Below are 25966 nucleotides of genomic sequence, written 5' to 3'. Positions count from 1 at the left end.
CTTGTATGCATGAGCCATTTCGCCGTGGCAGCAGCGCAAGACTCGAAAAGTGAACAAGGCCGTCTTATCGCCGTCGCCTACGACCAGAGCGATGCCGGTTTCAAAGACAGCCGGGTCAACATCAACATGGTGCTGCATAACGCGGCAGGTGAATCGATTTCCCGCTTGCTGGTGCTCAACACATTGGAGAAAAACTCCGCGGATTCGGGCGATAACACCCTGGTTGTTTTTTCCTCACCGGCCGATGTTCGCGGCACCGCACTGCTGAACCATCCGCATATCGAAAACGCCGATGACCAGTGGCTTTACTTGCCCTCGATAAAACGCGTGAAACGCATCTCCACAAGCAATAAGTCCGGCCCGTTCGTGGGATCTGAGTTTGCCTTTGAGGATTTCACCTCCCAAGAAGTGGATAAATACACTTACGAGTACTTGCGTGCGGAGGACCTGGGCAATACTCAGGTGCAGGTGGTTTCCCGTATCCCAAGAGACGCCAACTCTGGGTACAGCAAGCAAGTGGTGTATTTCGATATAAAGAACAACCAACCGGTAAAAATCGATTTCTTCGATCGCAAGCAGGCCTTGCTCAAGACCCTGGTATTGTCCGACTACCGCCAATATCAGGGTTTCTGGCGGCCCAACAGCCAGAAGATGTTCAATCACCAGACCGGTAAATCCACGGACCTGCTGATGTCCGATTACGAATTCGGCGTGGGATTCAAAGCGACTGACTTCGACAGCTCTGCCTTAATGCGGCTGCGTTAATGCCTGGCGTCCCTTATAAAAACTGTTTCGGCTGGATTGGCTTGTGCGTATTGGCCGGCGCTTCTCAAGCAGCGGAATGGGACGTTCAGTGGGAAGGCAACATTCAGTTGCAGAACCGTGCCTATTTTCATGAGCCGGCACCGCAACAACATACCGGCCCTGACTACAGCTATGCATTGACCCCTCAGCTCAAGGCCGGGGACCCTGCGGACGACGTGCTGCTGACCGGCAAGCTTTTCTATCGAAAAGACTTCACCGATCGCGCAAGGACCCATTGGGATATTCGCGAATTGAAGCTCGACCAGAATTTGGGCGACACGCAGATAACCTGGGGGGTGGATAGCGTTTTCTGGGGCAAGACCGAGTCGCAGAATCTGGTCGACATCATCAACCAGCGTGATGGTGTCGAAGGGGTCTTTTCGGATGAAAAACTGGGACAACCCATGGTCAGGTTGCGCCAGCTATCCACCCGCGGCGTATTGGAAGCGTATTACTTGCCGTACTCGCGACAGGCAACTTACGCCGGGCGTGATGGAAGACTGCGGACCATGCCGGGTATCGAGGGTGATCGCGCCCAATATCGCAGCGGCGCAGGCCAGTGGTATCCGGGCTTCGCAATGCGGTGGGAGCCGGACATGGCCGATGTTGACCTCGGGCTGAGTGTGTTTCACGGCTTGTCACGAGACCCATCGTTCGTGCCAATCCGCCACGACGCAGAAGCGTGGTTCGCGCCGGTATACAGCCCCGTCACACAACTGGGCCTGGATAGCCAGTACGTGACGGAGCAGACGCTTTATAAGCTTGAAGCGATCTACCGCACTGGACAGTTGGACCTGGCCCTGCGCGAGCGCAACTACGCCGCCGTGACGATAGGCCTGGAACATACGTTGGGAAGTTTCATGGGCGGTAGTGGTGATCTGGGCTTGATACTGGAATACAACCGCGACGGCATGGGCAAACGGTCTATCAATCCTTTGCAGGACGATATCGTTCTAGGGGCCCGGTATACCCTGAACGACAGCGCCGATACCTACCTGCTGGCGACCGTCGCCCTGGACAGGATCTACGCCAGTCAACTGTACAAGATCGAACTGACGCGGCGCCTGGGACAGTCATTGAAGCTAACAGCCGAAGCCTTCATACCTTCGCTCAATGACGACCAAGAATTTATCTACGGCTATCGGCGAGACGCTGTAGTCACCACATCACTAAGTTATTACTGGTAACGCGGATTACGCGAACAAAGGGACCTGTATGATCGAATTGGAACGAAAAATCAGTAAAGACATCGTGCATAAAAGTCACGACGATGATGTGCTGATCTATGATGCTCGCAACATGCTGCCCGCTTGGCTGACGAATGCCTTTGTCGACACGGCAGTTTCAGACCCGATCGCCATCGAGGCGATTCGACAGGCCTATCGCCCCTGCGGCGAACGGTGGGTATTACGCACCTTGCCCGAGCGGTTCAGCGCAGAGGCGCTGCAACGCCATGGCCTGGACAGTTGCCTGGAAGAGCTCACGACCCACTATACCCAGCAGGATGGCGAATTCGTGCTGACAGGACTGTGGGTGCTTGAAAGCACCGAAGCCAGGCTGGGCTGTTTCGGAGAATGCACAGACCTGGGCGTTACCGAACGGCAACAGGTCTATAACGCGCTTGAAAGGGTACCGGGCTACCCGCAACAGGGCATGGTGTATTACACCTTGTTCAATGATACGTCCAACTACTTTTTCTATCGCAAACATCACGAGCATGTTCCCGGACTGATGCTGATAGAAGTGGCGCGACAAGCCATGTATGCACAGTTTTACGAACACAGTGGTTATCGTCGCGGCGAAGTTTCGATTTCCATCGTCGATTTGCTCTCCTGCTTTCCTCGCTACACCGAATCGTCCTATCAGGTGGATGTACTGGTGTGTGACTACGACGAACAAACTCAACAACGAGCGCGTAAAGTCGACAAGCGAGCGAGATTCTTCCAGAACGGTGAATTGGTCGCCGATATTCGCCTGCGCGGTGAAGCGATCAAAATGCCGGTTTTCAAGCGCATGCGAAACATCAACATCAACGCTGCACATTGGTTCCGGCCGCTCAAAGGCATACGCAACGAAGTCCTGGTGCGCCTCGACTGCGGCCGACACATCTGCGGTCACTTGGAGTTGCTGGCAATGAACGGCCTGCAGGTTCGCTGCATGGAAAAGACCATTGCCCTGGATTCACTGACCCATGGCCATGTTTATCTGTATCTGGAAAACGAAGGTATCGTGATGTTGCCCGTGCATGCGCTTCACGAGCAAAGCGCGGTCGATGGGCGCTCGATCAAACTCCATCTGGCGGATCTTGACCCAACGCTGCGCTATAAATGGCGAGAAGTGCTCAAGCAATTTGCTTATTTCTCCCATCAGGAAACGCTTGGCACCGATGCCATGGAGGATGCCATCCAGAAGCCGGCCGCATCTCCCGTGCTGGAACTGAGTGTATGAATGACGCCTACCGGCATGTGCTAGAGCCGCTGTCCTTGTCGCCGCACCTGAAGCTGAAAAACCGCCTGTTCTTTGCCCCGATGGGCATTGATCTGGCCGATGAAAATGGCTGCTTCACCCCAGCCATGCTGGACTTCTACAAGTCCATCTTGGCAGGCGGCTGCTCCATGGCGTTCCTGAGCAATGCCACCGTGTCCGCGCAATCACGGCTTCAAAGCGCTGGCCTTGGGTTGTATGCCCCCGAGCAGGCCAGCGCCCTCAAACCTCTGCTCGCCTGGTCGGAGCAGGTGGGTGTGCCGGTTGGCGTTCAGTTACAGCACTACGGCGGACAAGGCACTACGACCCTCACCGATGCGCCAGTGATGACGCCCAGCGGAGTGCCCTGTCCCCGGGTCTCCCAACTCGATCCGAATTACCGGGTTCGTATCATGGACGAGGCAGATATCGCTGAAGTGGTTGAGCAATTTGCCCATTCAGCCTGGCTGGCCTGGGGCGCGGGTGCTCGACTGGTACAGTTGCAGGCGTCCAACGGATACCTGTTGGGGAGCTTTCTATCACCGGCAACCAACCAGCGAACCGACCGTTACGGAGGTAGCGAAGAGAACCGCGCCCGGTTGTTGCTGGAAGTGATAGAGGCTATCCAGCGCCGGACCGGTCCCCACCTGCTGATTACGGTTCGCCTGGGCATCGATGATCGCCTTGGAGAGAAGGGCCTGCAATTCAGCCAATTGAAAGAGACGGTACAGGCGCTTTGCCGGGCGGGTGTCAGCGCGTTGGAATGTTCGATGTGTGTCGGCGCCACTTTCAACCAATTCTTGACGTACTCACCGGCCATGGATGAGTACCTGCAGGCAGGTGTCAGGGCCATCAAATCGGTGTCGACCGTTGCAGTCGGCTACGCCGGTTTCATCGATGGCCTGGACAAAGCGGAACGCCTGCTGGCAGAGGGCGTATGCGATTGGATAGGCATGTCCCGAGCGCTCTTTGCCGACAACGATCTCATCAATAAGACATTTGAAGGGCGAGCGCACCAGATCAATCGCTGCCTGTGGGACGGGCAATGTTTCAAAGATAAAAGCAACCCTCGATTCGACCGAGTTTATTGCTGTGTAAACCCCAACTATCTAAGACCGGCACTCGTTTAAAGGAGCAAGACATGCACGACTTTTCAGGGAAGGTGTACTTGGTTACCGGCGGAACCAGTGGCATCGGGGCTCGGGTCAGTGAACGACTAGTGGAGGCAGGCGCACAGTTGATCGTGCTCGCACGCGATTCTGACAAAGGCGCCAGCTTCGCCGACCGATTGGGTAGCAACTGCCGGTTCATTCAATGTGACGTGGCGGATCCGCTGCAAGTCGACGAAGCGTTCGGCATCATCAAACGGGACTACGCAAAGCTCGACGGCGCGTTCAACAACGCGGGAATCACGGCAGCGTACGGAAAGATCGCCGACTCATGCGCCGATAACTGGGAGACGGTCATGAACGTCAATGTCAATGGGACCTATCGATGCATGAAGCATGAACTGCAAATGATGCTTGCCGTCGGCCAGGGCGGCTCCATTGTCAACACGTCGTCCTGCGCAGGCGTAATGCCTATCGGTGGGCAGGCCGCCTATGTGGCCAGCAAACACGCTATCAACGCGATGACTCAAGTGGCGGCGATAGAAAACGCGAAACTGGAAAATGATGCCTGCATTCGTGTCAATGCCGTTGCTCCGGGTCCGATTCTCGGCGGGATGAACAGCCCGGAACGCCTGCTGGCGGCACCGGAAAATACCCAGCGCAAAATCAATGTGACCGCCATGAAGCGCTTCGGCCTGGCCGATGAAGTGGCCAATGCGGTGCTCTGGTTGTTAAGCGAACAAGCCTCTTATGTGACCGGTACGATCATGCCCGTCGACGGCGGTTATGCGAGCGGAAAATTCTGATATGAAAAGCGTTTTCATTACCGGCGTCAGTCGTGGTTTCGGGCAAGCACTGGCACGCAAATTCCTGGCTGAGGGTTATCAGGTTTATGGCTGCTCGCGAACGCCCCCCGACATGCTGCATCACCCTTGTTTCCATTGGGGTGCCGTCGACATGAGTCGCCCCGAGCCACTGGCGGCAGAACTTGAAGCGCTGTTCACTCAATGGCGCTGCGACACCTTTGACCTGGTGGTACTCAATGCCGGAATGTTCGGCCCCTCCCCGCGCAAGGCCAGTGACATCAGCCTGGGCGAGTTCCAGACCGTACTGAACGTCAATCTGATCGCCAACAAGATCATCCTTGACCTGCTACTGAGCCGCTTCAGCATCAAACAGTGCCTGTTTTGCGCCTCGATCGCGGGCGTGCGCCTGAGAGCCGGGACACTGGCCTACGGGGTGTCCAAGGCCGCCCTCAACGCGATGGCGCAAGTCTATGCCTCGGAAAATCCGCAGAGCTTCTTCGCGGTGCTGGGATTGTGCAACATGCAAACCGATCTGTTGAAAAACGCCTTGGATGGCCCCCATGTCCGGGACTTCCCGGAAATTTGCGCCTTGCGAGATCGCGCAACCTCGGAGGGTTACGTCACCCCGGCGACGCAACGCGCCGAGCAGGTATGGGACTTGTTTGACGGCGGCCTTCACAAGTACCTGGTGTCAGGCCAGTTCAAGGAAATCAGAACGCTGACGGACCAGTAATCAACCTGTTTCAACCCGGTCGAACGTTTCGCAAGCAGGCCCGTACCCTGTTTGACGGCCGGGTTATTCGACAATCACTCGCCCTATTGCCCCTCGACACGCCGTTGCCCCATTGCGCCCAGGCCGATACAGTCATCACATCGACCAAGGACGACCGCATAATGCTCAAGCTCAACCGCAATCGACTGTCAGCCGTTTCGCTATTGGCTATCGCACTGACACTCACCAGTTGTAAGACCCCGCCATCCACCTCTACCAGCGCAGTATTACCCACCGCTCCGGAAATCTCGTCCGGCTACCGCGCCGACCTGCAGACTCGCCGCGCCGACAGGCATATGGCCGCTGCGGCCAACCCGCTGGCGGCCGAGGCGGGGCGGGAGATGCTCCGGCGCGGCGGCTCGGCCATCGACGCAGCGATTGCGATGCAGGCGGTGCTGACCCTCGTGGAACCCCAATCGTCGGGCATTGGCGGCGGTGCGTTCATCGTGCTGTGGGATGGCGAGGCCGTGCGCACCTACGACGGCCGCGAAACAGCACCGGCCGGCGCCAGCGAAAGACTTTTCCTGCAGGCCGACGGCAAACCCATGCCGTTTACCGCCGCTCAGATCGGCGGCCGCTCCGTTGGCACCCCGGGGGTGTTGCGCGCGCTGGAACTGGCCCACCGCAAACACGGCCGGCTGAAATGGGCGACGCTGTTCGAGCCGGCCATCGCACTGGCGGAGCACGGTTTCGCGATTTCACCCCGGCTGCATTCATTGATCGCGACCGACCCGTCCTTGCCGGACTCGCCGGACATGGCGGCATACTTTCTCAATACCGATGGCAGCCCGAAGGCCGTTGGCACCGTCCTGAAAAATCCGGCCTTGGCAGGGGTCCTCAAGCGCATCGCCAACGAAGGTCCCGATGTTTTGTACAAAGGGCCGGTTGCCGAGGAGATCGTCGCCAAGGTGCAGGGTCACGCCAACCCCGGCAGCCTTTCGCTGAACGACCTCCAGCACTACACCGTACGGGAACGGCCCGCGTTGTGCACCGACTACAAGCGCTGGCAAATCTGCGGCATGCCACCACCGTCTTCGGGCGGGGTTGCCGTAGCACAGATCCTCGGGACGTTGCAGGCCCTGGAACAGCGCGACAGCAACGCGGCCCTCGCCCCCTTGAAACCCCTCAAGACCGATAAACCCGCCGGCATTGAACCTTCTCCAGAAGCGGTGCACCTGATCGTCGAAGCCGAGCGCCTGGCCTACGCCGACCGCGCCCAATACATCGCCGACCCGAATTTTGTAGCCGTGCCGCTCGAAGGACTGGTCGATCAAGGTTACCTTGCCAGCCGAGCCAGCCTGATCGGTCCACGCAGCATGGGCGTCGCCAAGCCTGGGACACCGCCGGGCATCCAGGTCGCCTATGCGCCGGACCGCTCGCCACTGCGCATTTCCACCTCGCAAGTGGTGGCGGTGGATGACGAGGGTGGTGCGGTGTCCATGACCACCACGGTGGAGTCGGCGTTCGGCTCGCACTTGATGGTCCAGGGTTTCATGCTCAACAACCAGATGACCGACTTCTCGTTCATCCCTGAAGAGAACGGGCAAAAAGTCGCCAACCGCGTCGAACCCGGCAAACGCCCGCGCTCGTCCATGGCGCCGACATTGATCTTCGACCATCAGGGTAGACTGCTGGCCGCTGTCGGCTCCCCCGGCGGCTCGCAGATCATCGAATACGTCGCCAAGTCAGTGATCGGCCTGCTGGACTGGAACCTGGATCCGCAAACCGCCATCAACCTTCCCAACTTCGGCAGCCGCAATGGCCCCACCGAACTGGAGAAAGGACAGTTCAGCCCGACGCTGGTCCAGGCGCTGAAAGACAAGGGCCACACGGTGAGCGAAATCGACATGAACAGCGGCACCCAGGCTATTGTCCGGGTGCGTGATGCTCAGGGGAAAACCTCACTGGCCGGCGGCGCCGACCCAAGACGCGAAGGTCAGGCACTGGGCGACTGATCCAACTCGCTTGGCGGTTGATAGACCAGCAGATCCGCAGGCTGACATTGCAGATAACTGCAGATGGCTTCGAGGGTCGCCAGGCGGATACCCTTGACCTTTCCTTGTTTCAACAAGGAAAGGTTGGCTTCAGTAATGCCGATTGCAGCCGCAAGGTCCTTGGATTTGACCTTGCGCATGGCCAGCATCACATCAAGTTGAATAACTATGGGCATGACGATCTCAAACGAAAGTTCTGTTTTCTGAATCGACTTCACTGGCCTGGGACAGTATCCGGGCAATGATCGCAATGCAGGCGGCGAGAAATAAAGCGACGAAAGACGGCGCGGTAATACTGAAGCTGAGCAATCGCTGGCCGACCGGCGCATTGATCGTCACCAGCAGGCTGAGAAACGGCTCGCAGATGAAGTCCAACAGCACCCACACCGCCACCGCGCGCCCCGCATTTCCCAGGTAAACCGCCGCGGCGCTGGAAAAGTACTGCCCTTGGGCGTAGTGCTTGAAGAGCCTGCGCAAGTTGGTAAGCCCGACCGCCAGGGCCAGCAAGGGAATGCTCGTCAACAGTGCTCCACCCAGGCATTGCCATCCCGTCAACCGCAGCGCCTCTTCAGGCAGACTCGACAGTTGCCGCTCGGTCAGGGCAAACCCCAGGCCGTATCGCGAGGTCGCCTCAGGATACAGCCAGGCCACAGCGTTGACGGCCATCATCGCGACCATGAAAACAAGGGTGATGGCTGCCATCCGCTGGCTATACAAGGCAAGACGATTCGAGTGCATGTGAGGCTCCGATAGAATAAAGGAGCCCAGAACATAACCAATAAATTATCGATAAACAATAATTAATATGTAAAAAACGATAATCACAGACCTTACGTGGACAGCTGATTAGCGAACTGGCTCACCGCATCGACCACTTTTTTCGCCCCGTCCTGGATCTCAACGATCACCGTCCCCGCCTCGGCGGCCAAGGCCAGTCCATGTTCGGCCTGGTGCTGGCCGTCGGTCATCAGCGCCACGGCGTTGCGGGCCATGTCCTGGTTCTGGCGAACCACGCCGACGATTTCATCGGTGGCCTGGCTGGTGCGCGATGCCAATTGGCGCACCTCATCGGCCACCACCGCAAAGCCCCGGCCTTGCTCGCCGGCCCGGGCCGCTTCGATCGCGGCGTTGAGCGCCAGCAGGTTGGTCTGTTCGGCGATGCCGCTGATGGTCTTGACGATGGTGCCGATCACCAGGGATTGCTCGTTCAACGCCTCGATGCCTTGACCGGCGGTTTGCATGTGCCGGGCCAGGTCGCGCATCACGTCCACGGCCTGGGTCACCACCGTCGTGCCGCGCTGGGCGCTGTTGTCGGTCTGCAGCGAGGTGCTGTAGGCAATGTTGGCCGCCTCGGCGACGGCTTTTTCCTGGTTGACCTGGTCGGTGATGTTGGTGGCGAACTTCACGACTTTATACAGTCGGTCGTTGGCATCGAGCACCGGGTTGTAGGAGGCTTCCAGCCAGACCTCACGACCACTGCTGTCGAGACGCTTGAAGCGGCCAGCCACAAATTCACCACTGTTCAAGCGCTTCCAGAACTGCTCGTAGGCCGCGCTGTTGTATTCCTCAGGTTCACAAAACGTACGGTGGTGCTTGCCCTTGACCTGCGCAAGGCTGTAACCCATGGCGTTGAGGAAGCGATCATTGGCCGTCAGTACATGACCACCCAAGTCGAATTCGATCACCGCCGTTGAACGCACCAACGCGCCGATGAGGTTTTCATGTTCCCGGGATGATTCGATGGTGCGGGTCAGGTCATTGGAATACATCGAAAAATAGCGGACCCGCCCGTCAGCATTCCGTACGGGCTGGAGGATCGAACGCAGCCAGGCTTCCTGGCCATTGCCCCGCAGCAGGCGCACGGCACCGGAGAAGTGCTCGCCACGGGTCAGCGCCGACTTGAAGCGAACCTGGAACTCATTGGATTTCAAATACGCGGGAACCAGCTCATCCACAGGCCGGCCGATCAGGTCCTGGCTCTTGTAGCGCATCTCGTCGAGGAAATTCTGATTGACCGATTGAATCCGTCCATCGGCATCCAGGGTGAGGCCAAGCATTTCGCGATCCAGGCTTTCCTTGACTTGCACAAGGCTGGACAGTTCTTGGCGAAGAGCCAGTAGCTCCTGCTTCAGGCGATTGTTGAACATTGGGCAGCTCCGACAGCAGGAGAATTAAATGCTGTTCCCTGGCCATCGGCCTGGCGGTTTTTTTCTAAAGAGCAGCGCGAGCCCCTCGTGAAAATATTCCAGGACGCCCTCGAACCCGATAGCCCTCCCATGGTCACTGGATTGTTCTAGTGTTGCGCCTGTCCCTTGAAGCCTTTGCCGCCATCAATGCCCATAACCATAAAAACGAGGTAATTGCCGTGACCACCGACATTGAAGACAGCCGTTCCGCCCGCTTCGCCTTGCGCTGTTCCAGTTTCGCCGAGCGCTGGTTTCCCGACTCCTGGGTCTTCGCCGCGCTGGCGGTGCTGGTGGTCGCCGTGGCGACGCAATTCATCGGCGCCACGCCCACGGCAGCGGCCATGGCGTTCGGCGACGGCTTCTGGAGCCTGATCCCGTTCACCATGCAAATGGCCTTCGTGGTGATTGGTGGTTACGTGGTCGCCAGCTCGCCGCCGGCCGTAAAATTGATCGATCGCCTGGCGCGCATTCCGACCAACGGTCGCTCTGCGGTGGCGTGGGTGGCGCTGATTTCCATGGTCGCGTCGTTGCTCAACTGGGGCCTGTCGTTGGTATTTGGCGGTTTGCTGGTGCGCGCCCTCGCCCGGCGCACCGACCTGAAGATGGATTACCGCGCCGCCGGCGCCGCCGCTTACCTGGGCCTCGGCGCGGTATGGGCCCTGGGGTTGTCTTCGTCGGCGGCGCAATTACAGGCCAACCCGGCCAGCCTGCCGCCGTCGATCCTGTCGATTACGGGCGTCATTCCATTTACCCAGACCATTTTTCTCTGGCAGTCCGGCGTGATGCTGCTGGCGCTGATCGTGATCTCGCTGATTGTCGCCTACGCCACCGCTCCCGGCCCCAACAGCGCACGTGATGCCGCCGCGTGTGGAATCGATCCGAGTTTCAGTATGCCGGCATTGCAGCCCCGTACCCGTCCGGGAGAATGGCTGGAGCACAGCCCGCTACTGACCATTGCCTTGGTGCTGCTGGCCGCCGGCTGGCTGTTCCATGAGTTTTCGACCAAGCCTGCGATCAGCGCCATTTCCGGGCTCAACACGTATAACTTCCTGTTCATCATGCTGGGCGCCTTGCTGCACTGGCGGCCGCGCAGCTTTCTCGACGCCGTGGCCCGCGCGGTGCCGACCACCACGGGCGTGTTGATCCAGTTTCCGTTGTACGGCTCGATCGCCGCGCTGCTGACCACGGTCAAGGGCAGCGATGCCCAGACCCTGGCCCACCATATCTCGACCTTTTTCGTCCAGATCGCCTCCCATGACACCTACGCCTTGTTGATGGGCGTCTACTCGGCGGTGCTGGGCTTTTTCATTCCTTCCGGTGGTGGCAAGTGGATCATCGAGGCACCCTACGTCATGCAAGTGGCCAACGACCTGAACTACCACCTCGGTTGGGCCGTGCAGATCTATAACGCCGCCGAAGCGCTGCCGAACCTCATCAATCCGTTTTACATGCTGCCGTTGCTGGGAGTGTTGGGGCTCAAGGCCAGGGACTTGATCGGGTTTTCCTTCGTGCAGTTGCTGGTGCACACGCCGCTGGTGCTGGTGCTGCTGTGGGCGCTCGGGACGACATTGACGTATTTGCCGCCAGTGATGCCATAAAGCCATAAAAAGGGGCCGATATTTCTATCGGCCCACTTCTTCTTCGGCTCGGTCTGTTTCAGTATGGATACGCCCTGCTTTTGAGGGTCCCTCACGCTGAAAAGGATCTGAGCATGTTCAAACTCGCCGTACTTCCTCTTGCCGCCCTCGCCCTGAGCGCCACCGTCCACGCCGCCGACATCGACGTAAATCTTGGCAGCACCGAACGCGTCACCCGTCTCTTCGCTTATCCCAACAACTGCAACGTCATTTGTTTTCGCGACTGGACTCTGGAACAGACCGTCGAGCATTACCTGACGCAAAGTGTCCAGCGCGACGGCTACGACGCGGCCAAGGTCAGCGTCAAAAGCGACAACGGCACCGTCTACGCCAACATCAGCGGCGTGCCGAAAAGCTATGGCCAACCGCTGAAGGCCCTACTCGACGCTGGGGACCTGGCGTACAACGGCGCAACCAAACTCAACAACGACAAGAAATGGTCCTACAACTGGTACCTGTTCCTGCCGCTGGGCATGGCCCTGGAAAACCGCAAGAGTGTCGAGTTGCTGCACTTTCCGCCGGATTACTCCCTGACCCAGGCCCAGGATTACCTGGAGTCGGCCACCACTGACCGCTGGGCCACGCTGCTCACCGTCAACGGCATCGCCGCGCCAAACACACCCGCCTACCAGACCATCATCGACATCGCGCCCATCGCGGCGCCATCCAATGCTGGCAGCACCTTGGAGGGGCTCTACAGCTACTTCAACGATTACCAGACCACCATGGTCAAAGAGGTTACCCAAACCGCCAGCGGCGCCGCATTGCCGATGGTGGCCTTCGGAGCGCCCGTTCGGAACTGGATCCAGACCCAGTACGGCCAGACCATAGGCGTGCTCGGCCTGGCAACCATCACGCCGACGGCGGGGGTCAAGGTGCCGGTCCTGGGCTCGAACCACCCGAGCTATATCTGGTACGCCGCTGACAAGGAAAACTACGACGGCGACGAAGCCAAGGCAGATGCCGCCGGCTTGAAGGTCATGGGCCAGGACTTGAGTGCTGCCTGCTGGCAGGCCGGCATGGGCAGCAAGCCGGGCACCGACCCAAGCACCCTATTGAACCAGTGCACGCAGACCTGGCAGGTCACGGACAAGGAAAAGACCTGCGAGTTGTTCTACACCTCGATCCGAAAAATATCCGCCGATGACGCGGCAAAAAAATGCGAGACCCCGCCGATCAAGTCGCAACTGCAGCAGTTGAAAGTGCCCATGCCGTTGCCCGCCGAAGCGGTTTAATGCTGTCAGGCATTCCCGTGTAAGCCGGCGCTCACACGGGGATGCGCTTTTGGCTCCTGTCAGAGTCGACAGTAGAAGCCGTTCACGGTTTGGAGGAAGCTATCAGGGTTTTCAACAATCGCTGGCAGGATGCCTGCGCTGGAAAGTCGAGTGTTTAGCACCGACAAGGACTGTCATGACCACGTTCATTGCAGATGGCGCCCGCTCACGGAACCGGGATTGCATCTATCCCGAAACGCCTCTCTGCACCCGCCAGGGTTATCCCTGCATGCGCGACTTTGAAGTGCATAAGACCAAGGACGGTCGTGGCAACGGAATAATCGCTCGCAAACAATTCAAATCGATGGAGCGGATGTGCAGGGTATCGGGGCTGCTGGTGAGCCGTCGACGCCTGCACACGTTACAGATCCTGCCGGATGTGCATATGTTTGATCCGTACTTCGCGGGACTGCTGCTGCACTCGTGCAACCCGAATGTCTTCCTGGACATGAGCGAACTGTGGCTATGGGCGCTGACCGACATCCGCGAAGGCGACTGCCTGACAATGGACTACGCCAGCACCGAGCAGAAGTTGTATCGGCAATTCGCCTGCCGGTGCGGCTCGTCCAATTGTCATGGCTGGATCACTGGCTATGACGAGCCGCCAAATGAGCAGGGCATGGAGTTCCTGCGGCATTGGCGGCGTCGTTGTCATCGCGACTGACGGCTGCCCTCAGGGCGCGCCGACCGGACGCAGCCGATACTGCGGCGGCAATTGCTCGAAGCCGCTGATCGTGGTGTCCAGGCTTTTCCAGCGGCCATCCTTGATGCCGTAGATGCAGCCATGAATCGACAACTTCTGCCCACGGTGCCAGGCATTCTGCACAATGCTGGTGTGGCCGACGTTGGCCACCTGCTGGATCACATTGAGTTCGCACAGGCGATCCACACGTTCCTCTTCGGTCGGCAACTGGCCCAACGCCTCGCGATGCTCGTAATACAGGTCGCGAATCGAGCGCAGCCAGCCGTCGATCAGGCCCAGTTGCTGGTTCTGCATCGAGGCACGCACACCGCCACAGCCATAGTGGCCAGTGACCAGGATGTGTTTGACCTTGAGCACGTCCACGGCGTACTGGATCACCGACAGGCAGTTGAGGTCGGTGTGCAGCACCACGTTGGCCACGTTGCGGTGCACGAACAGATCACCCGGCAGCATGCCGACGATCTCGTTGGCCGGCACCCGTGCATCGGAACAGCCGATCCACAGATATTCCGGGGTTTGCTGACGAGCCAGCTTGGCGAAAAAGTCAGGATCCTCCTGCTTGATCGCATCGGCCCAACGCGCGTTGTTATCAATCAGATCTTGTAATTCGTTCATGCTGTCTAGCCTCGATAGAGAGTGCGCAACTGTGACAGACGACCGCCGGTCGGGGTCACGTCGGCGATGCATTGGAATTCCTGACTGCGCTGCCGGTCGACACCAGTAAGGCCCACAGTATGAGGAATTGCCATGAATGATTCACGACGCCCCTTCGATGCCACGCAGCCGGAACCCATCGATGACAATGAGGATCGCATGGGCTCGATGCATGAGCTGGAGTTCGACGACGAACAGCCCAGCGCGAAAATCGGCGACGAATTGCCACAAGACGAGCGCGAGCAATTGATGCCGCGTGAGCGCGTGCGTGAAGCGGGCATGACCGGCGCCTCGACGGATGACCACCAATCGACCGATGACGACATGAGCCCGGAAACCCTCATCCGCGAAGACGGCGCCCGGGACGCCTCCGAAGCCGGCGACGACGAGCAGGCGGATTGGGACCTGAGTGTCGTGAATGAAAACGACATTGGCGGAGGCGATGGGCTGGACGAAGCGGAAATGGCCGATATCGATCCACTGGATGGCAAGCGCTGACCCGGCAATCGCCATCGCGAGCAAGCTCGCTCCCACAGGGGTTTGTGTTTGGCCTCAGATTTGATGCTCCCCACCAATACCTTGTGGGAGCGGGCTTGCTCGCGAAAGCGGTGACTCAGTTCAAATCGATGTTGGATGTACCGCCGTCTTCGCGAGCAAGCCCGCTCCCACAGTGGTTTTGTGTTTGACCGCGGACTTCATGCACACCGCCAAGCCCCTGTGTGCGAGCCCGCTCGCGATAGCGGTGGGTCAGCATGCATTAATGTCGAATGTGCCGCCGTCTTCGCGAGCAGGCTCGCTCCCACATGGATTTTGGGTTTGATCGCAAATTTGATGTACACCGCCAAGCCCCTGTGGGAGCGAGCCCGCTCGCGATAGCGGTGGGTCAGCTTGCATTAATGTCGAATGTGCCGCCGTCTTCGCGAGCAGGCTCGCTCCCACATGGATTTTGGGTTTGATCGCAAATTTGATGTACACCGCCAAGCCCCCTGTGGGAGCGAGCCCGCTCGCGATAGCGGTGGGTCAGCTTGCATTAATGTCGAATGTGCCGCCGTCTTCGCGAGCAGGCTCGCTCCCACATGGATTTTGGGTTTGATCGCAAATTTGATGTACACCGCCAAGCCCCTGTGGGAGCGGGCTTGCTCGCGATAGCGGTGGGTCAGCTTGCATTAACGTCGAATGTGCCGCCGTCTTCGCGAGCAGGCTCGCTCCCACATGGATTTTGGGTTTGATCGCAAATTTGATGTACACCGCCAAGCCCCTGTGGGAGCGGGCTTGCTCGCGAAAGCGGTGACTCAGTTCAAATCGATGTTGGATGTACCGCCGTCTTCGCGAGCAAGCCCGCTCCCACAGTGGGTCGTGGCAATTCAGTCCACCAAGGTACACGCCATGACCACCGCATCCTCGCGCCCACCCACCGCAGGGTAGTAGTCACGGCGCCGGCCAATTTCATTGAAACCATAGCGCTCATACAGCCGAAACGCCGTGCGGTTGCTGTCGCGCACTTCCAGGAAACATTCCCGGGCCTCGGCCTTGTAGGCGATCGACATCAGGTGTTCCAGCAGACGCAAGCCCAGGCCACGGCCCTGGTTTTCCGGCTTGACGGTGATGTTGAGCAGGTGCGCCTCGTCCAGGATGATCTGCACCACCCCATGGCCGACTTGCTGCTGGCCTTCGAACATCAGCCAGATCTGGTATTTGCCCAGCCCGTCGAGAAATATCCCGCGGGTCCAAGGGTGGCTGTAGGCCGCGTATTCGATTTTCAGTACAGCGTCGAGGTCCGCCTCGGTCATCGGGCGGAACGATACAGCATCACTCATTCGATTCTTTCCAGCGCGCCATCAGCCGGCGCATGGCTTGCCAGACATCAGCCTTGCGCTGTGGCGTTTCCATTAACAATTCCAGCCCGGGCAACGCCCAGGCCGAGCCCAGTCCTTCGACCTGCAATTCGCGATTGAACGCCTCGGCATCCGCCTCGCCGGCAAACTTCACCGCTGGCAGGCCGATCAGCCACAGGCACACGCAGGGCTCATCTTCGAGCCGCGCCGAAACGAAGCCCTGGACGAAATCCCGCGCCGCTTCCGGCCCCTGGTCCATGGTGCCGCGAGACAACAGCGGCCAACGCACCGGCTCGCCGATGATCTGCGGGCTGTCCGGCAGACCGGCGGCGCGCAGCATGTCCTTGAGCAGAAGATAGGCCGGATCACGGCTTTGGAACGGCTCACCCGTGGGCAACTCCACCAACAGCAGGCAACGCCCGGCCCGCAGCAGTTGCAGGGCGAAACGCGGCGGGGCGACATAGGGAGCCTTGGGCGGTGCCTCGACCACCTCCTCCACCGGCTTGGCATTGGTGCGGGTCGAGGCCAGGCTAGGGCGCGGCACTTCGATTTTTGGCCGCTCGGGTGCGGCGGCTGGCGGCTCGGCGACCGTCTTGGCCACAGATGCCGTCATGACCGGCGCGACGTACTCGGGCTCGGGCGTTTCCAGCAGCTCGGGCCGCGACGGGGCGGCGAATGGCAATTCGGTACGCGGCAGCCAGTTGACCACCTGCATGGCGGTCAGATAGGCGCGGCGACGGGACTCGATAAGCAAGGGTCGGCCACTTGTGGATAACTGAAAGTGGAAGCGATTCTACCGCCCTTCGACGCGGATCGCTTCCCTGTGAGTCAATTATCGATCAATAGAGAACGACAGTCCGTCCAAGGGGTGAATCGCAACCGGCCCGATGCAGTACAATCGCCGCTTTTAATTGCCAACCCGACGGCCATTGCGATGATCGAACCCAAGCGCGTCTTGCGCGCCCTCGCTGAACACTGGGCATTGCTGGAACCTTTGTGCGAGCACTTCGACCAGGGCACCCTGAGCCTCAACGAATTGCGTTCACAGCTGGCCGCCCAACAACTGGACAGCACGCCCCAGGACATCACCAACCTGCTGGACGTGTGGATCCGCCTGGACATCCTCGTACCGGTGGCGAAAAGCCCGAACCGTTTCGAGCTCAACGCCCAGATCCATGACTTCCTCGCCTACCTGCGCCGTGAACACCGCCTGGGCCTGTGCCTGGAAATCGAAGCCTACCTGCGCCACCTCGAGCGTCTGGCCGGTTATATCCAGGACGCCTTCGACATACGCGACGGCAACGACCTGGCCCGTCAGTTGCGCCTGCTGGACATGCGCGTGCGCGACGTGCTCAAGAAACTCGCCAACGATGAACAAGCGCTGGTGGCCGTGGCCGAACGGGCCAAGACCAGCGACCGGCAGATCCCCCTGCGCCAGCGCTACGCCGAAGTACTGGCGACCTGGGACGAATACGTCGAACCGATGATCCAATTGGTCAACGCCGACGGCGCCTTCGAGCAAGGCGTGCGCAAAGTCGAGAACGTGTTGTTGCGCATGCTCACCGAACAGCAGCGCCTCGGCCACCTGGTGGACGACGACATGCTGCTGCGCACTCACGCGCGCATTTTGGAGATGCAGACCAGCGCCCAGTTGACCCTGCGCCACGCCCGGGAACTGCTTTTGCCGTTGCGCGAAGAGGCCCGCCGCCATAACGCCGTGACCCGTGGCGCCGCCCTGGCCCTGGCGGCCATTCGCCGCAAAGGCATCGATGCCGTGCCGCAAGCCGCCATGCCGCTGTTCACCCGTCCGCAAAGTACGTTTTTGGGCAGCGCCAGCCAGGTTGAAGCCTACGTCTACGCCCTGGCCCGCTTCGAACCGAAACCGGCGCGTTTCCCCAAGTCCCACAAGACCCACAAGGGTGGCGAAGCGCCGCGTGCGCCACGCACCGTGCGCGAGATGGTCGAGCGCTGCGAAGACGCCCTGCCGATGCCGGACTTGATGACCTGGCTGCTGGAGCAAGAGCCGGACGGCGCCACCGACGAATTGCTGTACTGGTTCTCGCGCCTGTCGCGGGAAAAACGCTTCAAGCGCGAGCGTCTGGAACGCCGCGAATACCATACTCACGAGCATCAGGTCAGCCTGCGCTCCTTCGCCCTGCTCTCGGCCGGCGACACCGCCGCCGAGGATTCTGCGAGCATCCCCCATGCATCTTGATCTATCCGAACTGTCCCAGCTGGCGCCGATCTTCCGCGAGCTGTTCAAGGGTTACCACGTCAGCCGCCGCGACCCGGAACTGTACGCGCAGTTGTCGAACTTCCAGGACCAGTACCGCACGCTGTTCAAGGCCCTGGGCTTCGAGCTGGTGTGCGACACCCGTGGCTTCTACTACTTCGTGCCGGACCTAGCTGCCGCCGCAGTGAACAAGACCGCCCAGCGCCTGGCCCTGTTCACCTTCATCCTCGTCGAACACCTGGCCGACCAGGGCCGCGACCCGATCGCCGTGCTCGACGGCGGCAGCCTGGGCCGCGATGAGCTGCCTTCATTGCTGGAGAAATACCGCGACCTGTTCATCCAGGCCGAAGTACAGACCCAGGAAGAGCTGGAAGAAAAAATCATGCGCCGCATGACCCAACTGGGTTTCGCTAGCGAAGAGAACGGCGTGTACCGCTTCCTGCCGCCGATGCATCGCTTCCTCGACGTCTGCCTGTCGGTCCAGCAGGACCGCGACCTGGCCGCCAGCCTGCACAGCGTGCTGCCGCTGCCGACGCCAGTATTGATCGATGAAGACAGCGACGAAAAACTGCTGCAGACCGATGATCCGCTGGACCTCAGCGAATTCGAAGGTGAAAGCGAAGAAGACGCCCTGGCCCGCGCCATTGCCGAAGAACAGGAGACCGACGCATGAGTAAGGAACGCTACGGCATCCGCCGCTTTGCCCTTTTGAACACCGCCGGCTACAGCCTGGGCTTGTTCCCCTTGGAAGAACCGCTGTCGGTGTATGGCGCGAACAACCTGGGTAAATCCGCCTCGATCAACGCCTTGCAGTTCCCGATCCTGGCCCGCATGTCGGACATGAGCTTCGGCAAGTACAGCCTGGAACAATCCCGACGTTTCTACTTTGCCTCGGACACCAGCTACATCCTGGTTGAAGTCGCCCTGCCCCACGGCCCACACGTGATTGGCGTGGTCGGTCGCGGCCCTGGCGGCGGTTTCGGTCACCAGTTCTTTGCCTATGCCGGCAAACTGGACCTGGCCCACTATCAGAAAAATGACACCTGCCTGCGCCAGAAAGAGCTGTTCACCAACCTGGAACGCGAAGGCCTGAAAGCCTACGAACTCAAGCCGGATGAACTGCGCCGCCTGCTGGTGGGTGGCCACACCTCGATTCCGTTGGACCTGACGCTGATCCCGCTGCGCTCCACCAGCGAGCAAAGCCTCAAGACCTTCCGCGCGCTGTTTATCAACCTGCTGCACATGCGTGAAATCACCGCGGCCAAGCTCAAGCAACTGTTCCTCGACGCGTTCGAACACAGCCTGCGCTCCGGCAGCGTGGACTACATCGCCGCGTGCGAAGAAGCCTTCCGCGATGTACGACGCATGGAGCAGGACTACAACTCCCTGGTGGCGGCCGGTCCGCTGGTGGAAGCGCTGGCCAATGGCGTGAAGCAGCGCGACATCCTGCGCGGCAAGCTGCATCGCCTCTCGCCGTTGCTCGACTCACTGCTGGGCACCTGGTCGGACTACGCCAGCGCGCGCAAGGAAGAGCTGACCATCCAGGCCGAACACTACCGCAACGAGCAGGATTCGCTGCAGAACGACCAGCGCGGCGGCACCCAGGAGCTGATGCGCCTGGAGCGGGAAATCAGCGGTATCCAGCGCTGGATCGGCGAGCTGTCGGTGCTCAAGAACCGCTTTGCCCTGGTGGATGACGTCAAGGTCCTGGAGCAACAACTGCTTGCCGCCAAGGACGCCCACGACGAACTGGCCGGCGCCCTGGCCCAGTCCCGGCAGTTCAGCGCCGAAGACCTGGAAGAACGCCTGCGGGACCTGGAAAAACGCCTGAAGTCGGTCAAGCAACAACTCGATCACGCCGACAACAACAGCTACGCCCGCCTGCGCGAAGAGTTCTCCCAGCAGGACGTCGAACGCCTGATGCGCTTGTTCAACAGCGCCCTGTTCAGCCTGCCGCTGGGCGAACACGGCATCGCGTTGGACGAGAACGGCGAGTGGGTCAAATCCATGGAGCTGATCCTCGACGGCTTCAAGGGCGAGCGTTTCGAAGTGCCGGGCCTGTCCATCGACCTGTCCCACATCGAGCCGCCGGCCCTGCAAGCCCTGGCCGACCGTGCCGCGCTGCGGGACCAGAAAGAGCGCTTGGAAAAAGAGCTCAAGCAGCTCAAGACTCAGCAAGCCGTGGCCGCTGACCGCGCCGCGAGCAAGACCCAGACCGAGGCGCTGTACCAGCAGGTCCTGGACGCACAGAAAGCCCTGGAAGATTTCCGTCGCACCCAGACCTTGAGCGCCGAGGAAGGCGAGAAACTCGAGCAACTGGCGCAGATGGAAGCCGCCCAGGACGAGCTCAAGCGCTCCAGCGATGCCTTCACCGAGCGCGTCCAGCAATTGTCCGCCAAGTTGCAGTTGGTGGGCCGGCAGATCGCCGACATGGAAGCCAAGCAACGCACCCTCGACGACGCCCTGCGCCGCCGTCAATTGCTGCCGGCGGACCTGCCGTTCGGCACGCCGTTCATGGACCCGGTCGACGATTCTATGGACAACTTGCTGCCGCTGCTCAACGATTACCAGGACAGCTGGCAAGGACTGCTGCGGGTCGACGGCCAGATCGAAGCGTTGTACGCGCAGGTGCGCCTCAAGGGCGTGGCCAAGTTCGACAGCGAAGACGACATGGAGCGGCGCCTGCAACTGTTGATCAACGCCTATGCCCACCGCACCGACGAGGCCCTGACCCTGGGCAAGGCGCGTCGTGCGGCGGTGACCGACATCGCCCGGACGCTGCGCAACATCCGCAGCGACTACGACAGCCTCGAGCATCAACTGGCGCTGTTCAACCGCGAGATCAACAAGCGCCAGGTGTCCAACCTGCAGAGTTTCCGTATCGTCCTGGCGCCGAACAAGGAAGCGCTCAAGCACATCGACCAGATCATCCACAGCGCCGGCCAGTACGAAGAAGGCGAGACGCTGTCGGTGTTCGACCTCAGCCAGAACGCCGAGCAAGACAACAAGAACGAAGAAGCCAAGGAATACCTGGCGCGGCTGGTGGCGGCGAACCACAACCAGCTCGGCCTCAAGGACCTGTTCGAGCTGGCGTTCGAGATCACCAAGGTCAACGGCCAGCCGGTGATCCACACCGACATCGACGGTGCGGCGTCCAACGGCACCACCATGACCATCAAGGCGCTGACCAACATGTACTTGTTGCTGCACCTGATGGACCGCGAACAGGCCGGTCGCGTGCGCCTGCCGTACTACCTGGACGAAGCGGCGGACATCGACGAGAAAAACCAGGCCGCGCTGCTGGAAACCAGCCTGCAACTGGGCTTCGTGCCGATCCTTGCCAGTGTAAAGCCGCAAGTCTGCGCCAGTGTCGCCATCGACCTGGAAGGCGGCAGCGGCCCGAACGGCATCTACATCGACGAAGCGGACTGGAAATACATCCGTCGTCACGATGCGGTGAAAGCCACGGTGAATGTCCAGGCCGATGAGCCGGAGCTGGATCCGGTGTGATGTGAATCTCTGGATGTGAAAAAGGCCGCGATCCATTGGATCGCGGCCTTTTTTGTTATCGCATACTCTGTGGCGAGGGAGCTTGCTCCCGCTCGACTGCGCAGCGGTCGCAGACTTTGGGGCCGCTACGCCCGAAGCGTCGGACCGGCCCAGCGGGAGCAAGCTCCCTCGCCACAGGCATCACATCCAAATAGCTTACTTGCCGAGACTGATCTTCGGTGCCCAGGTCAGCCATTCATCTTCAAACTTGTCGAACAGCGCAAAGGTCTGCTCCGGTCGCGCCGGGTTACCCATCCGTTCACCATCCGGCGTTGCGAACGCAATGCCGCCCTGGATCAACGTTTCAAGGGACTCGGTTCGCACCGTCGCGCCCTTGAACAGACCGAAGTCCAGACCGAAGCCACTGCTGTTCCAGAAGCGAGAGCCGCTGCGCACCAGCGGTGCATACTTGGGCTCGATCAGGATATGGATCAGCACCCGGTCCGCCGTCTGGCCAAGTTCATAACCTGTGACCTTGCCCACCGTGATTTCCCGATAGGTGACCGGCACACCGATCTTCAACGAACCACGGCGGGCTGCGCTCAGCACCAGGCTGAGACCGGCCTCGGGTATGGCGCTTTCCGGTGGATTGGCCAGGGCCACGAAGCTTTTCTGTGGCCCGAGGTTTTTCGCCGAAGGCTGCACTTCAATGTATTGGCCTGTGACCAGCGTCTCCAGATTGGAAGTCTTCATCAACCCCAACTCTGGCTTGACCACCCAGAACTGGGACCCGACCCGGGCGATGCGCTCCGGCACTTCAGTGATACGCGCCGTGAGCAGCACCGATTGCATGTCGGCGCTGAGATCGACATCTTCGATCTTGCCCACGTCCAGGCCTTTGAAACGGATCGGCGTACCGCTGCGCAAGCCATCGGCGCGGTCGACCTTGATCGTCACGACCGTGCCCTTCTGCTGTGCGGCTTCGCGATCTGCATGCAAACGAAACCGTGGGATACGCCTTTTCAACGGCACGTTCGGTTCCGGCGTTTCGAAGGCGATCCCACCGGCCATCAGGCTTTGCAGGGACTCGCTCTTGACCTGTATCCCGCCAGTCAAGCCGCCCGTGAGGGTAACGCCGCTGGCGTTCCAGAATTGCGTCGAGCCGTTGACCAGTCCTTCGTATTCCTTCTCGATATGCACGCCGATGATCAGTTGTTTTTTCTTGCGAGAAAACTGGTAGCTCTGCACCGACCCGACCTTGACCTGCTTGTAGAGGATCGGGCTACCGACCTCCAGCGATCCGAGGTTTTCCGTCAACAGGACCAGATGCAGTCCCGGTGAACGCAGGTCCAACGGCGGCGCCTTCGCCCTGGCTTCAAACTCGCGTTGCGGCGCTCCGCCCTTGTCGCCTGGACGCACGGCAATGTAGTTGCCCTTGACCAGCGCCTCCAGGCCAGTGATGCCCGCCAGGGAAATCGATGGTTTGACGACCCAAAACTGAGCGCCGGCCACCAGATAATCTTCGGCCAACGGATCGAGGGTCAATTCCGCGCTGGCGCTGGACAGGTCCGGGTCGACTTTCAAAGTTTTCAGGCTGCCTACCTGGATACCCTTGTACATCACCGGCGTACGGCCAGCCTGCAATCCTTCGAAGTCGCTGAGCTTGACCTTGACGCGAATCCCCGCGGCGGCGGCATCGAAATCTTCGTACAGACGAAACGGCAGGCTTGGGTCCGTAGGTGGGCTGTCTTTACGATTTTCCGGCGTGGCAAACGCGATACCCCCTGCCACGATGCTGGCCAGGGACTCGCTGCGCACTTTGACGCCCGAGAGGTTGGCATCGATGCTGATGCCACTGGCGTTCCAGAAACGCGTGTGTTTACGCACCAGGCTGGCGTAGGTCGGCTCGATGAAGATCTTGATTTCAACAGTGCGCTGGTCTTCGGACAACAGGTAGCTTTTCACCTGGCCAACCTGGATCTGCTTGTAGAAAACCGGACTGCCACGGTCCAACGACCCCAAGCGGTCAGCCTTCACCGTCAGGTGCAAACCCGGCTTGGAATCCGACAACGGCGGCTCTTCGACCAGGGCTTTGAATTTACGGGTCGACTCGCCTTCACCCGGACTGATCGCCACGTAGTTGCCCGATACCAGGGTTTCCAGGCCCGTGATTCCGGCCAGGCTCACGCTCGGCTTGACCAGCCAGAAACGTGTTCCGCTCTTGAGGTATTGACCGACATCCTTGTTCATCTCGATGGTTGCGATAACGCCCTTCGAGCTGCCTTCATCATCGAGTGTGAGGTCTTTCACCTTGCCGACCGTCATACCTTTGTAGACGACCTCGGTCTTGTTGACCTGGATACCTTCACCGCTCTCAAAGCGCACATTGATTTCGATTCCGGTCTCGTTATAAGCCCGCCAGCCGAGCCAGCCGCCGATGATCAATGCGATCAGCGGCAGCACCCAGATGGCCGACCAGTTCGAAGCCGGTCGGGTTTTAGCGGTAGGCAAATCAGTCATGGTCGTTATCCGACTCCGTGTTATCCCAAATCAGTCGGGGATCGAAAGTTACTGCGGCAATCATTGTCAAAATCACTACGCTGGCGAAAGCAATCGCACCGAGACCGGCTTCGACACTGGCGAGTCGTCCAAAATTCACCACCGCCACCAGGATGGCGATCACGAAAATATCCAGCATCGACCAACGCCCAATGAACTCGATGAAACGGTACATCAGGATGCGTTGCCGCGCCGACATGGGCTGGTGCCGCTGTACGGAAAATAGTAACAAGGCGATGCCCACCAGCTTGAAAGTGGGCACGAGGATACTGGCGATGAACACCACGGCGGCGATAGGAATCATGCCGTGCTGAACCAACTCAATGACACCGGCCATGATGGTGCTCGGAGCGCCTTGGCCCAGCGAGTTGATGGTCATGATCGGCAGCATATTGGCCGGGATATAAAGAATCGCGGCAGTGATCAACAATGCCCAGGTTCGCATCAAGCTGTTCGGGCGACGGGGATGGACCCGTGCGCCGCAGCGAGTACAGGTTTGGTTGTCGGTTTCGGCGTCTTGCCGATTCAACTCATGGCATTCCGTACAAACCAGAATGCCGGCATCAATCGCCCGCATGGGCATCTTCTCCTGATAACGCCTGCCAGATCTGATGCGGTGACATCACCACCTCCAGCCAGACCTGAACAAGTAACAAACTGATGAAGCACACCAAGCCAAGGCCTACGGTGATGGCCGCCATGTCTGCCAACTTGACGATGGCCACCAGCACGCCCATGAGATAAACCTCGAGCATCCCCCAATCCCGTAGATGGTGATAAATGCGGTACAGCAACAAACCGTAGCTACGGCCAATATCCAATCGAATGGTCAGCAATACCGCCAACTGACAAAGTAACTTGAGCAGCGGAATACCCATGCTACACAGAAACACCACGACCGAGACGCCTTGCATGCCGGTATCGAACAAACCCACTACTCCGCTCCAAACGGTGTCCTGGGAGGACTGCCCGAGCAGATTGAGTTGCATGATGGGTAAGAAGTTCGCCGGCACATATAACAGCAAGGCAGCGATCACCAAGGCAAGGCTGCGTTCGACTACATTGTGTCTGTGGGCATACAGCTCATAACCACAGCGGGGGCACTCGGCTTTTTCGCCATGGGCCAATTGGGGCTTGCGCATCAACAGGTCGCATTCATGACACGCCACCAGATCGCTCAGGGGTAGATCTGACAACCTATCAGTGTCTGACGGATCGGGCATAAACAGCTCTGGCTCAGCTAAGGTGGGGCTATTCTAGTGCTCCGGCTCGAAAATAACTGTGCAAATTTATCACGAGCTTTCGCAGACTTTTATGACGCGCAAAACAAAACCCCTACCTGCATCAGCAGATAGGGGTTTCGGAATTTAATCTTGACGATGACCTACTCTCACATGGGGAAACCCCACACTACCATCGGCGATGCATCGTTTCACTGCTGAGTTCGG

23 protein-coding genes are annotated in these 25966 nt (G+C 59.6%); 14 read left to right on the top strand and 9 right to left on the bottom strand.

Going from position 1 to position 25966, the window contains the following annotated elements; all coding sequences use genetic code 11:
* Nucleotides 1-9: 9 nt before the first annotated feature.
* The 7 genes from J3361_RS21570 to ggt all read left to right on the top strand — a co-directional run bounded on the left by J3361_RS21570 (nucleotide 10) and on the right by ggt (nucleotide 7909).
* On the top strand, nucleotides 10-765 hold the full coding sequence (locus J3361_RS21570; RefSeq protein ID WP_207966237.1) for an outer membrane lipoprotein-sorting protein: 756 nt from the start codon (nucleotides 10-12) through the stop codon (nucleotides 763-765).
* On the top strand, nucleotides 765-1991 hold the full coding sequence (locus J3361_RS21565) for a hypothetical protein (protein ID WP_207966236.1): 1227 nt from the start codon (nucleotides 765-767) through the stop codon (nucleotides 1989-1991). The genes J3361_RS21570 and J3361_RS21565 overlap by 1 nt, the downstream gene beginning before the upstream one ends.
* A 28-nt stretch (nucleotides 1992-2019) precedes the next feature.
* On the top strand, nucleotides 2020-3252 hold the full coding sequence (locus J3361_RS21560) for an AfsA-related hotdog domain-containing protein (RefSeq protein ID WP_207966235.1): 1233 nt from the start codon (nucleotides 2020-2022) through the stop codon (nucleotides 3250-3252).
* On the top strand, nucleotides 3249-4397 hold the full coding sequence (locus J3361_RS21555) for an NADH:flavin oxidoreductase (RefSeq protein WP_207966234.1): 1149 nt from the start codon (nucleotides 3249-3251) through the stop codon (nucleotides 4395-4397). The genes J3361_RS21560 and J3361_RS21555 overlap by 4 nt, the downstream gene beginning before the upstream one ends.
* Before the next feature lie 11 nt (nucleotides 4398-4408).
* The gene (locus tag J3361_RS21550) at nucleotides 4409-5182 is read left to right on the top strand and encodes an SDR family NAD(P)-dependent oxidoreductase (RefSeq protein WP_207966233.1); all 774 of its coding nucleotides are present in this window, start codon (nucleotides 4409-4411) and stop codon (nucleotides 5180-5182) included.
* A 1-nt stretch (nucleotide 5183) separates the two neighbouring features.
* Complete coding sequence (locus tag J3361_RS21545; protein WP_207966232.1) at nucleotides 5184-5915, top strand: SDR family oxidoreductase; 732 nt, start codon at nucleotides 5184-5186, stop codon at nucleotides 5913-5915.
* Between the two features lie 161 nt (nucleotides 5916-6076).
* On the top strand, nucleotides 6077-7909 hold the full coding sequence (ggt, locus tag J3361_RS21540) for a gamma-glutamyltransferase (protein WP_207966231.1): 1833 nt from the start codon (nucleotides 6077-6079) through the stop codon (nucleotides 7907-7909).
* Here the strand turns inward: ggt and J3361_RS21535 are convergent.
* From J3361_RS21535 to J3361_RS29725, 3 genes are all read right to left on the bottom strand, one after another.
* Nucleotides 7891-8124, bottom strand: coding sequence for a helix-turn-helix transcriptional regulator (locus J3361_RS21535; protein WP_207966230.1), 234 nt, complete (start codon nucleotides 8122-8124; stop codon nucleotides 7891-7893). The genes ggt and J3361_RS21535 overlap by 19 nt on opposite strands.
* A gap of 7 nt (nucleotides 8125-8131) precedes the next feature.
* On the bottom strand, nucleotides 8132-8686 hold the full coding sequence (locus J3361_RS21530) for a DUF2975 domain-containing protein (RefSeq protein ID WP_207966229.1): 555 nt from the start codon (nucleotides 8684-8686) through the stop codon (nucleotides 8132-8134).
* A 92-nt stretch (nucleotides 8687-8778) separates the two neighbouring features.
* Entirely contained in the window at nucleotides 8779-10095 is a 1317-nt protein-coding gene (locus J3361_RS29725; protein WP_207966228.1) for a PAS domain-containing methyl-accepting chemotaxis protein, read from the bottom strand.
* Between the two features lie 218 nt (nucleotides 10096-10313).
* Between J3361_RS29725 and J3361_RS21520 the strand changes: the two genes are divergently transcribed.
* From J3361_RS21520 to J3361_RS21510, 3 genes are all read left to right on the top strand, one after another.
* Nucleotides 10314-11732, top strand: coding sequence for a TIGR00366 family protein (locus J3361_RS21520; protein WP_053187292.1), 1419 nt, complete (start codon nucleotides 10314-10316; stop codon nucleotides 11730-11732).
* Between the two features lie 113 nt (nucleotides 11733-11845).
* Nucleotides 11846-13006: a hypothetical protein gene (locus tag J3361_RS21515; protein WP_207966227.1), complete on the top strand. Its 1161-nt coding sequence runs from the start codon at nucleotides 11846-11848 to the stop codon at nucleotides 13004-13006.
* 175 nt (nucleotides 13007-13181) lie between these two features.
* Nucleotides 13182-13709: a lysine methyltransferase gene (locus tag J3361_RS21510; protein WP_207966226.1), complete on the top strand. Its 528-nt coding sequence runs from the start codon at nucleotides 13182-13184 to the stop codon at nucleotides 13707-13709.
* A 9-nt stretch (nucleotides 13710-13718) separates the two neighbouring features.
* Here J3361_RS21510 and can read toward each other — a convergent pair whose 3' ends face one another.
* Nucleotides 13719-14363 (bottom strand): carbonate dehydratase, encoded by a 645-nt coding sequence (gene can / locus J3361_RS21505; protein WP_186704992.1) that lies wholly within the window; start codon nucleotides 14361-14363, stop codon nucleotides 13719-13721.
* 132 nt (nucleotides 14364-14495) lie between these two features.
* Here can and J3361_RS21500 point away from each other — a divergent pair, with 132 nt between their 5' ends.
* Entirely contained in the window at nucleotides 14496-14900 is a 405-nt protein-coding gene (locus tag J3361_RS21500) for a serine kinase/phosphatase (protein ID WP_207966225.1), read from the top strand.
* A gap of 866 nt (nucleotides 14901-15766) precedes the next feature.
* On the opposite strand, the gene rimI is transcribed toward J3361_RS21500, so the two are convergent.
* Both rimI and J3361_RS21490 read right to left on the bottom strand, forming a co-directional pair.
* Entirely contained in the window at nucleotides 15767-16219 is a 453-nt protein-coding gene (gene rimI / locus J3361_RS21495) for a ribosomal protein S18-alanine N-acetyltransferase (RefSeq protein ID WP_003205585.1), read from the bottom strand.
* Complete coding sequence (locus J3361_RS21490) at nucleotides 16212-16991, bottom strand: energy transducer TonB (protein WP_207966224.1); 780 nt, start codon at nucleotides 16989-16991, stop codon at nucleotides 16212-16214. The genes rimI and J3361_RS21490 overlap by 8 nt, the downstream gene beginning before the upstream one ends.
* Before the next feature lie 180 nt (nucleotides 16992-17171).
* Between J3361_RS21490 and mksB the strand changes: the two genes are divergently transcribed.
* The 3 genes from mksB to mksF are packed head-to-tail and all read left to right on the top strand — an operon-like array spanning nucleotide 17172 to nucleotide 21980.
* Nucleotides 17172-18452 carry an Mks condensin complex protein MksB gene (mksB, locus tag J3361_RS21485; RefSeq protein WP_207966223.1) on the top strand — a complete coding sequence of 427 codons (1281 nt, stop codon included), beginning with the start codon at nucleotides 17172-17174 and terminating at the stop codon, nucleotides 18450-18452.
* Nucleotides 18442-19143: an Mks condensin complex protein MksE gene (gene mksE / locus J3361_RS21480; RefSeq protein ID WP_207966222.1), complete on the top strand. Its 702-nt coding sequence runs from the start codon at nucleotides 18442-18444 to the stop codon at nucleotides 19141-19143. Before mksB ends, mksE begins: the two co-directional genes overlap by 11 nt.
* The gene (mksF, locus tag J3361_RS21475; protein ID WP_207966221.1) at nucleotides 19140-21980 is read left to right on the top strand and encodes an Mks condensin complex protein MksF; all 2841 of its coding nucleotides are present in this window, start codon (nucleotides 19140-19142) and stop codon (nucleotides 21978-21980) included. Before mksE ends, mksF begins: the two co-directional genes overlap by 4 nt.
* A 195-nt stretch (nucleotides 21981-22175) precedes the next feature.
* Here mksF and J3361_RS21470 read toward each other — a convergent pair whose 3' ends face one another.
* The 3 genes from J3361_RS21470 to J3361_RS21460 are packed head-to-tail and all read right to left on the bottom strand — an operon-like array spanning nucleotide 22176 to nucleotide 25741.
* Complete coding sequence (locus J3361_RS21470; protein WP_207966220.1) at nucleotides 22176-24479, bottom strand: MlaD family protein; 2304 nt, start codon at nucleotides 24477-24479, stop codon at nucleotides 22176-22178.
* Complete coding sequence (locus J3361_RS21465; protein ID WP_186704986.1) at nucleotides 24472-25095, bottom strand: paraquat-inducible protein A; 624 nt, start codon at nucleotides 25093-25095, stop codon at nucleotides 24472-24474. The genes J3361_RS21470 and J3361_RS21465 overlap by 8 nt, the downstream gene beginning before the upstream one ends.
* Nucleotides 25082-25741, bottom strand: a complete 660-nt coding sequence (locus tag J3361_RS21460; protein WP_207966219.1) for a paraquat-inducible protein A — start codon at nucleotides 25739-25741, stop codon at nucleotides 25082-25084. The genes J3361_RS21465 and J3361_RS21460 overlap by 14 nt, the downstream gene beginning before the upstream one ends.
* Between the last annotated feature and the right edge of the window lie 225 nt (nucleotides 25742-25966).

Origin of the sequence: Pseudomonas sp. OA65, from assembly GCF_017498305.1 — a bacterium.
GTDB classification, from domain to species: domain Bacteria; phylum Pseudomonadota; class Gammaproteobacteria; order Pseudomonadales; family Pseudomonadaceae; genus Aquipseudomonas; species Aquipseudomonas zanjanensis.
Note: the sequence above shows the minus strand (reverse complement) of the source record. Positions and strands in the feature narration are given on the sequence as shown.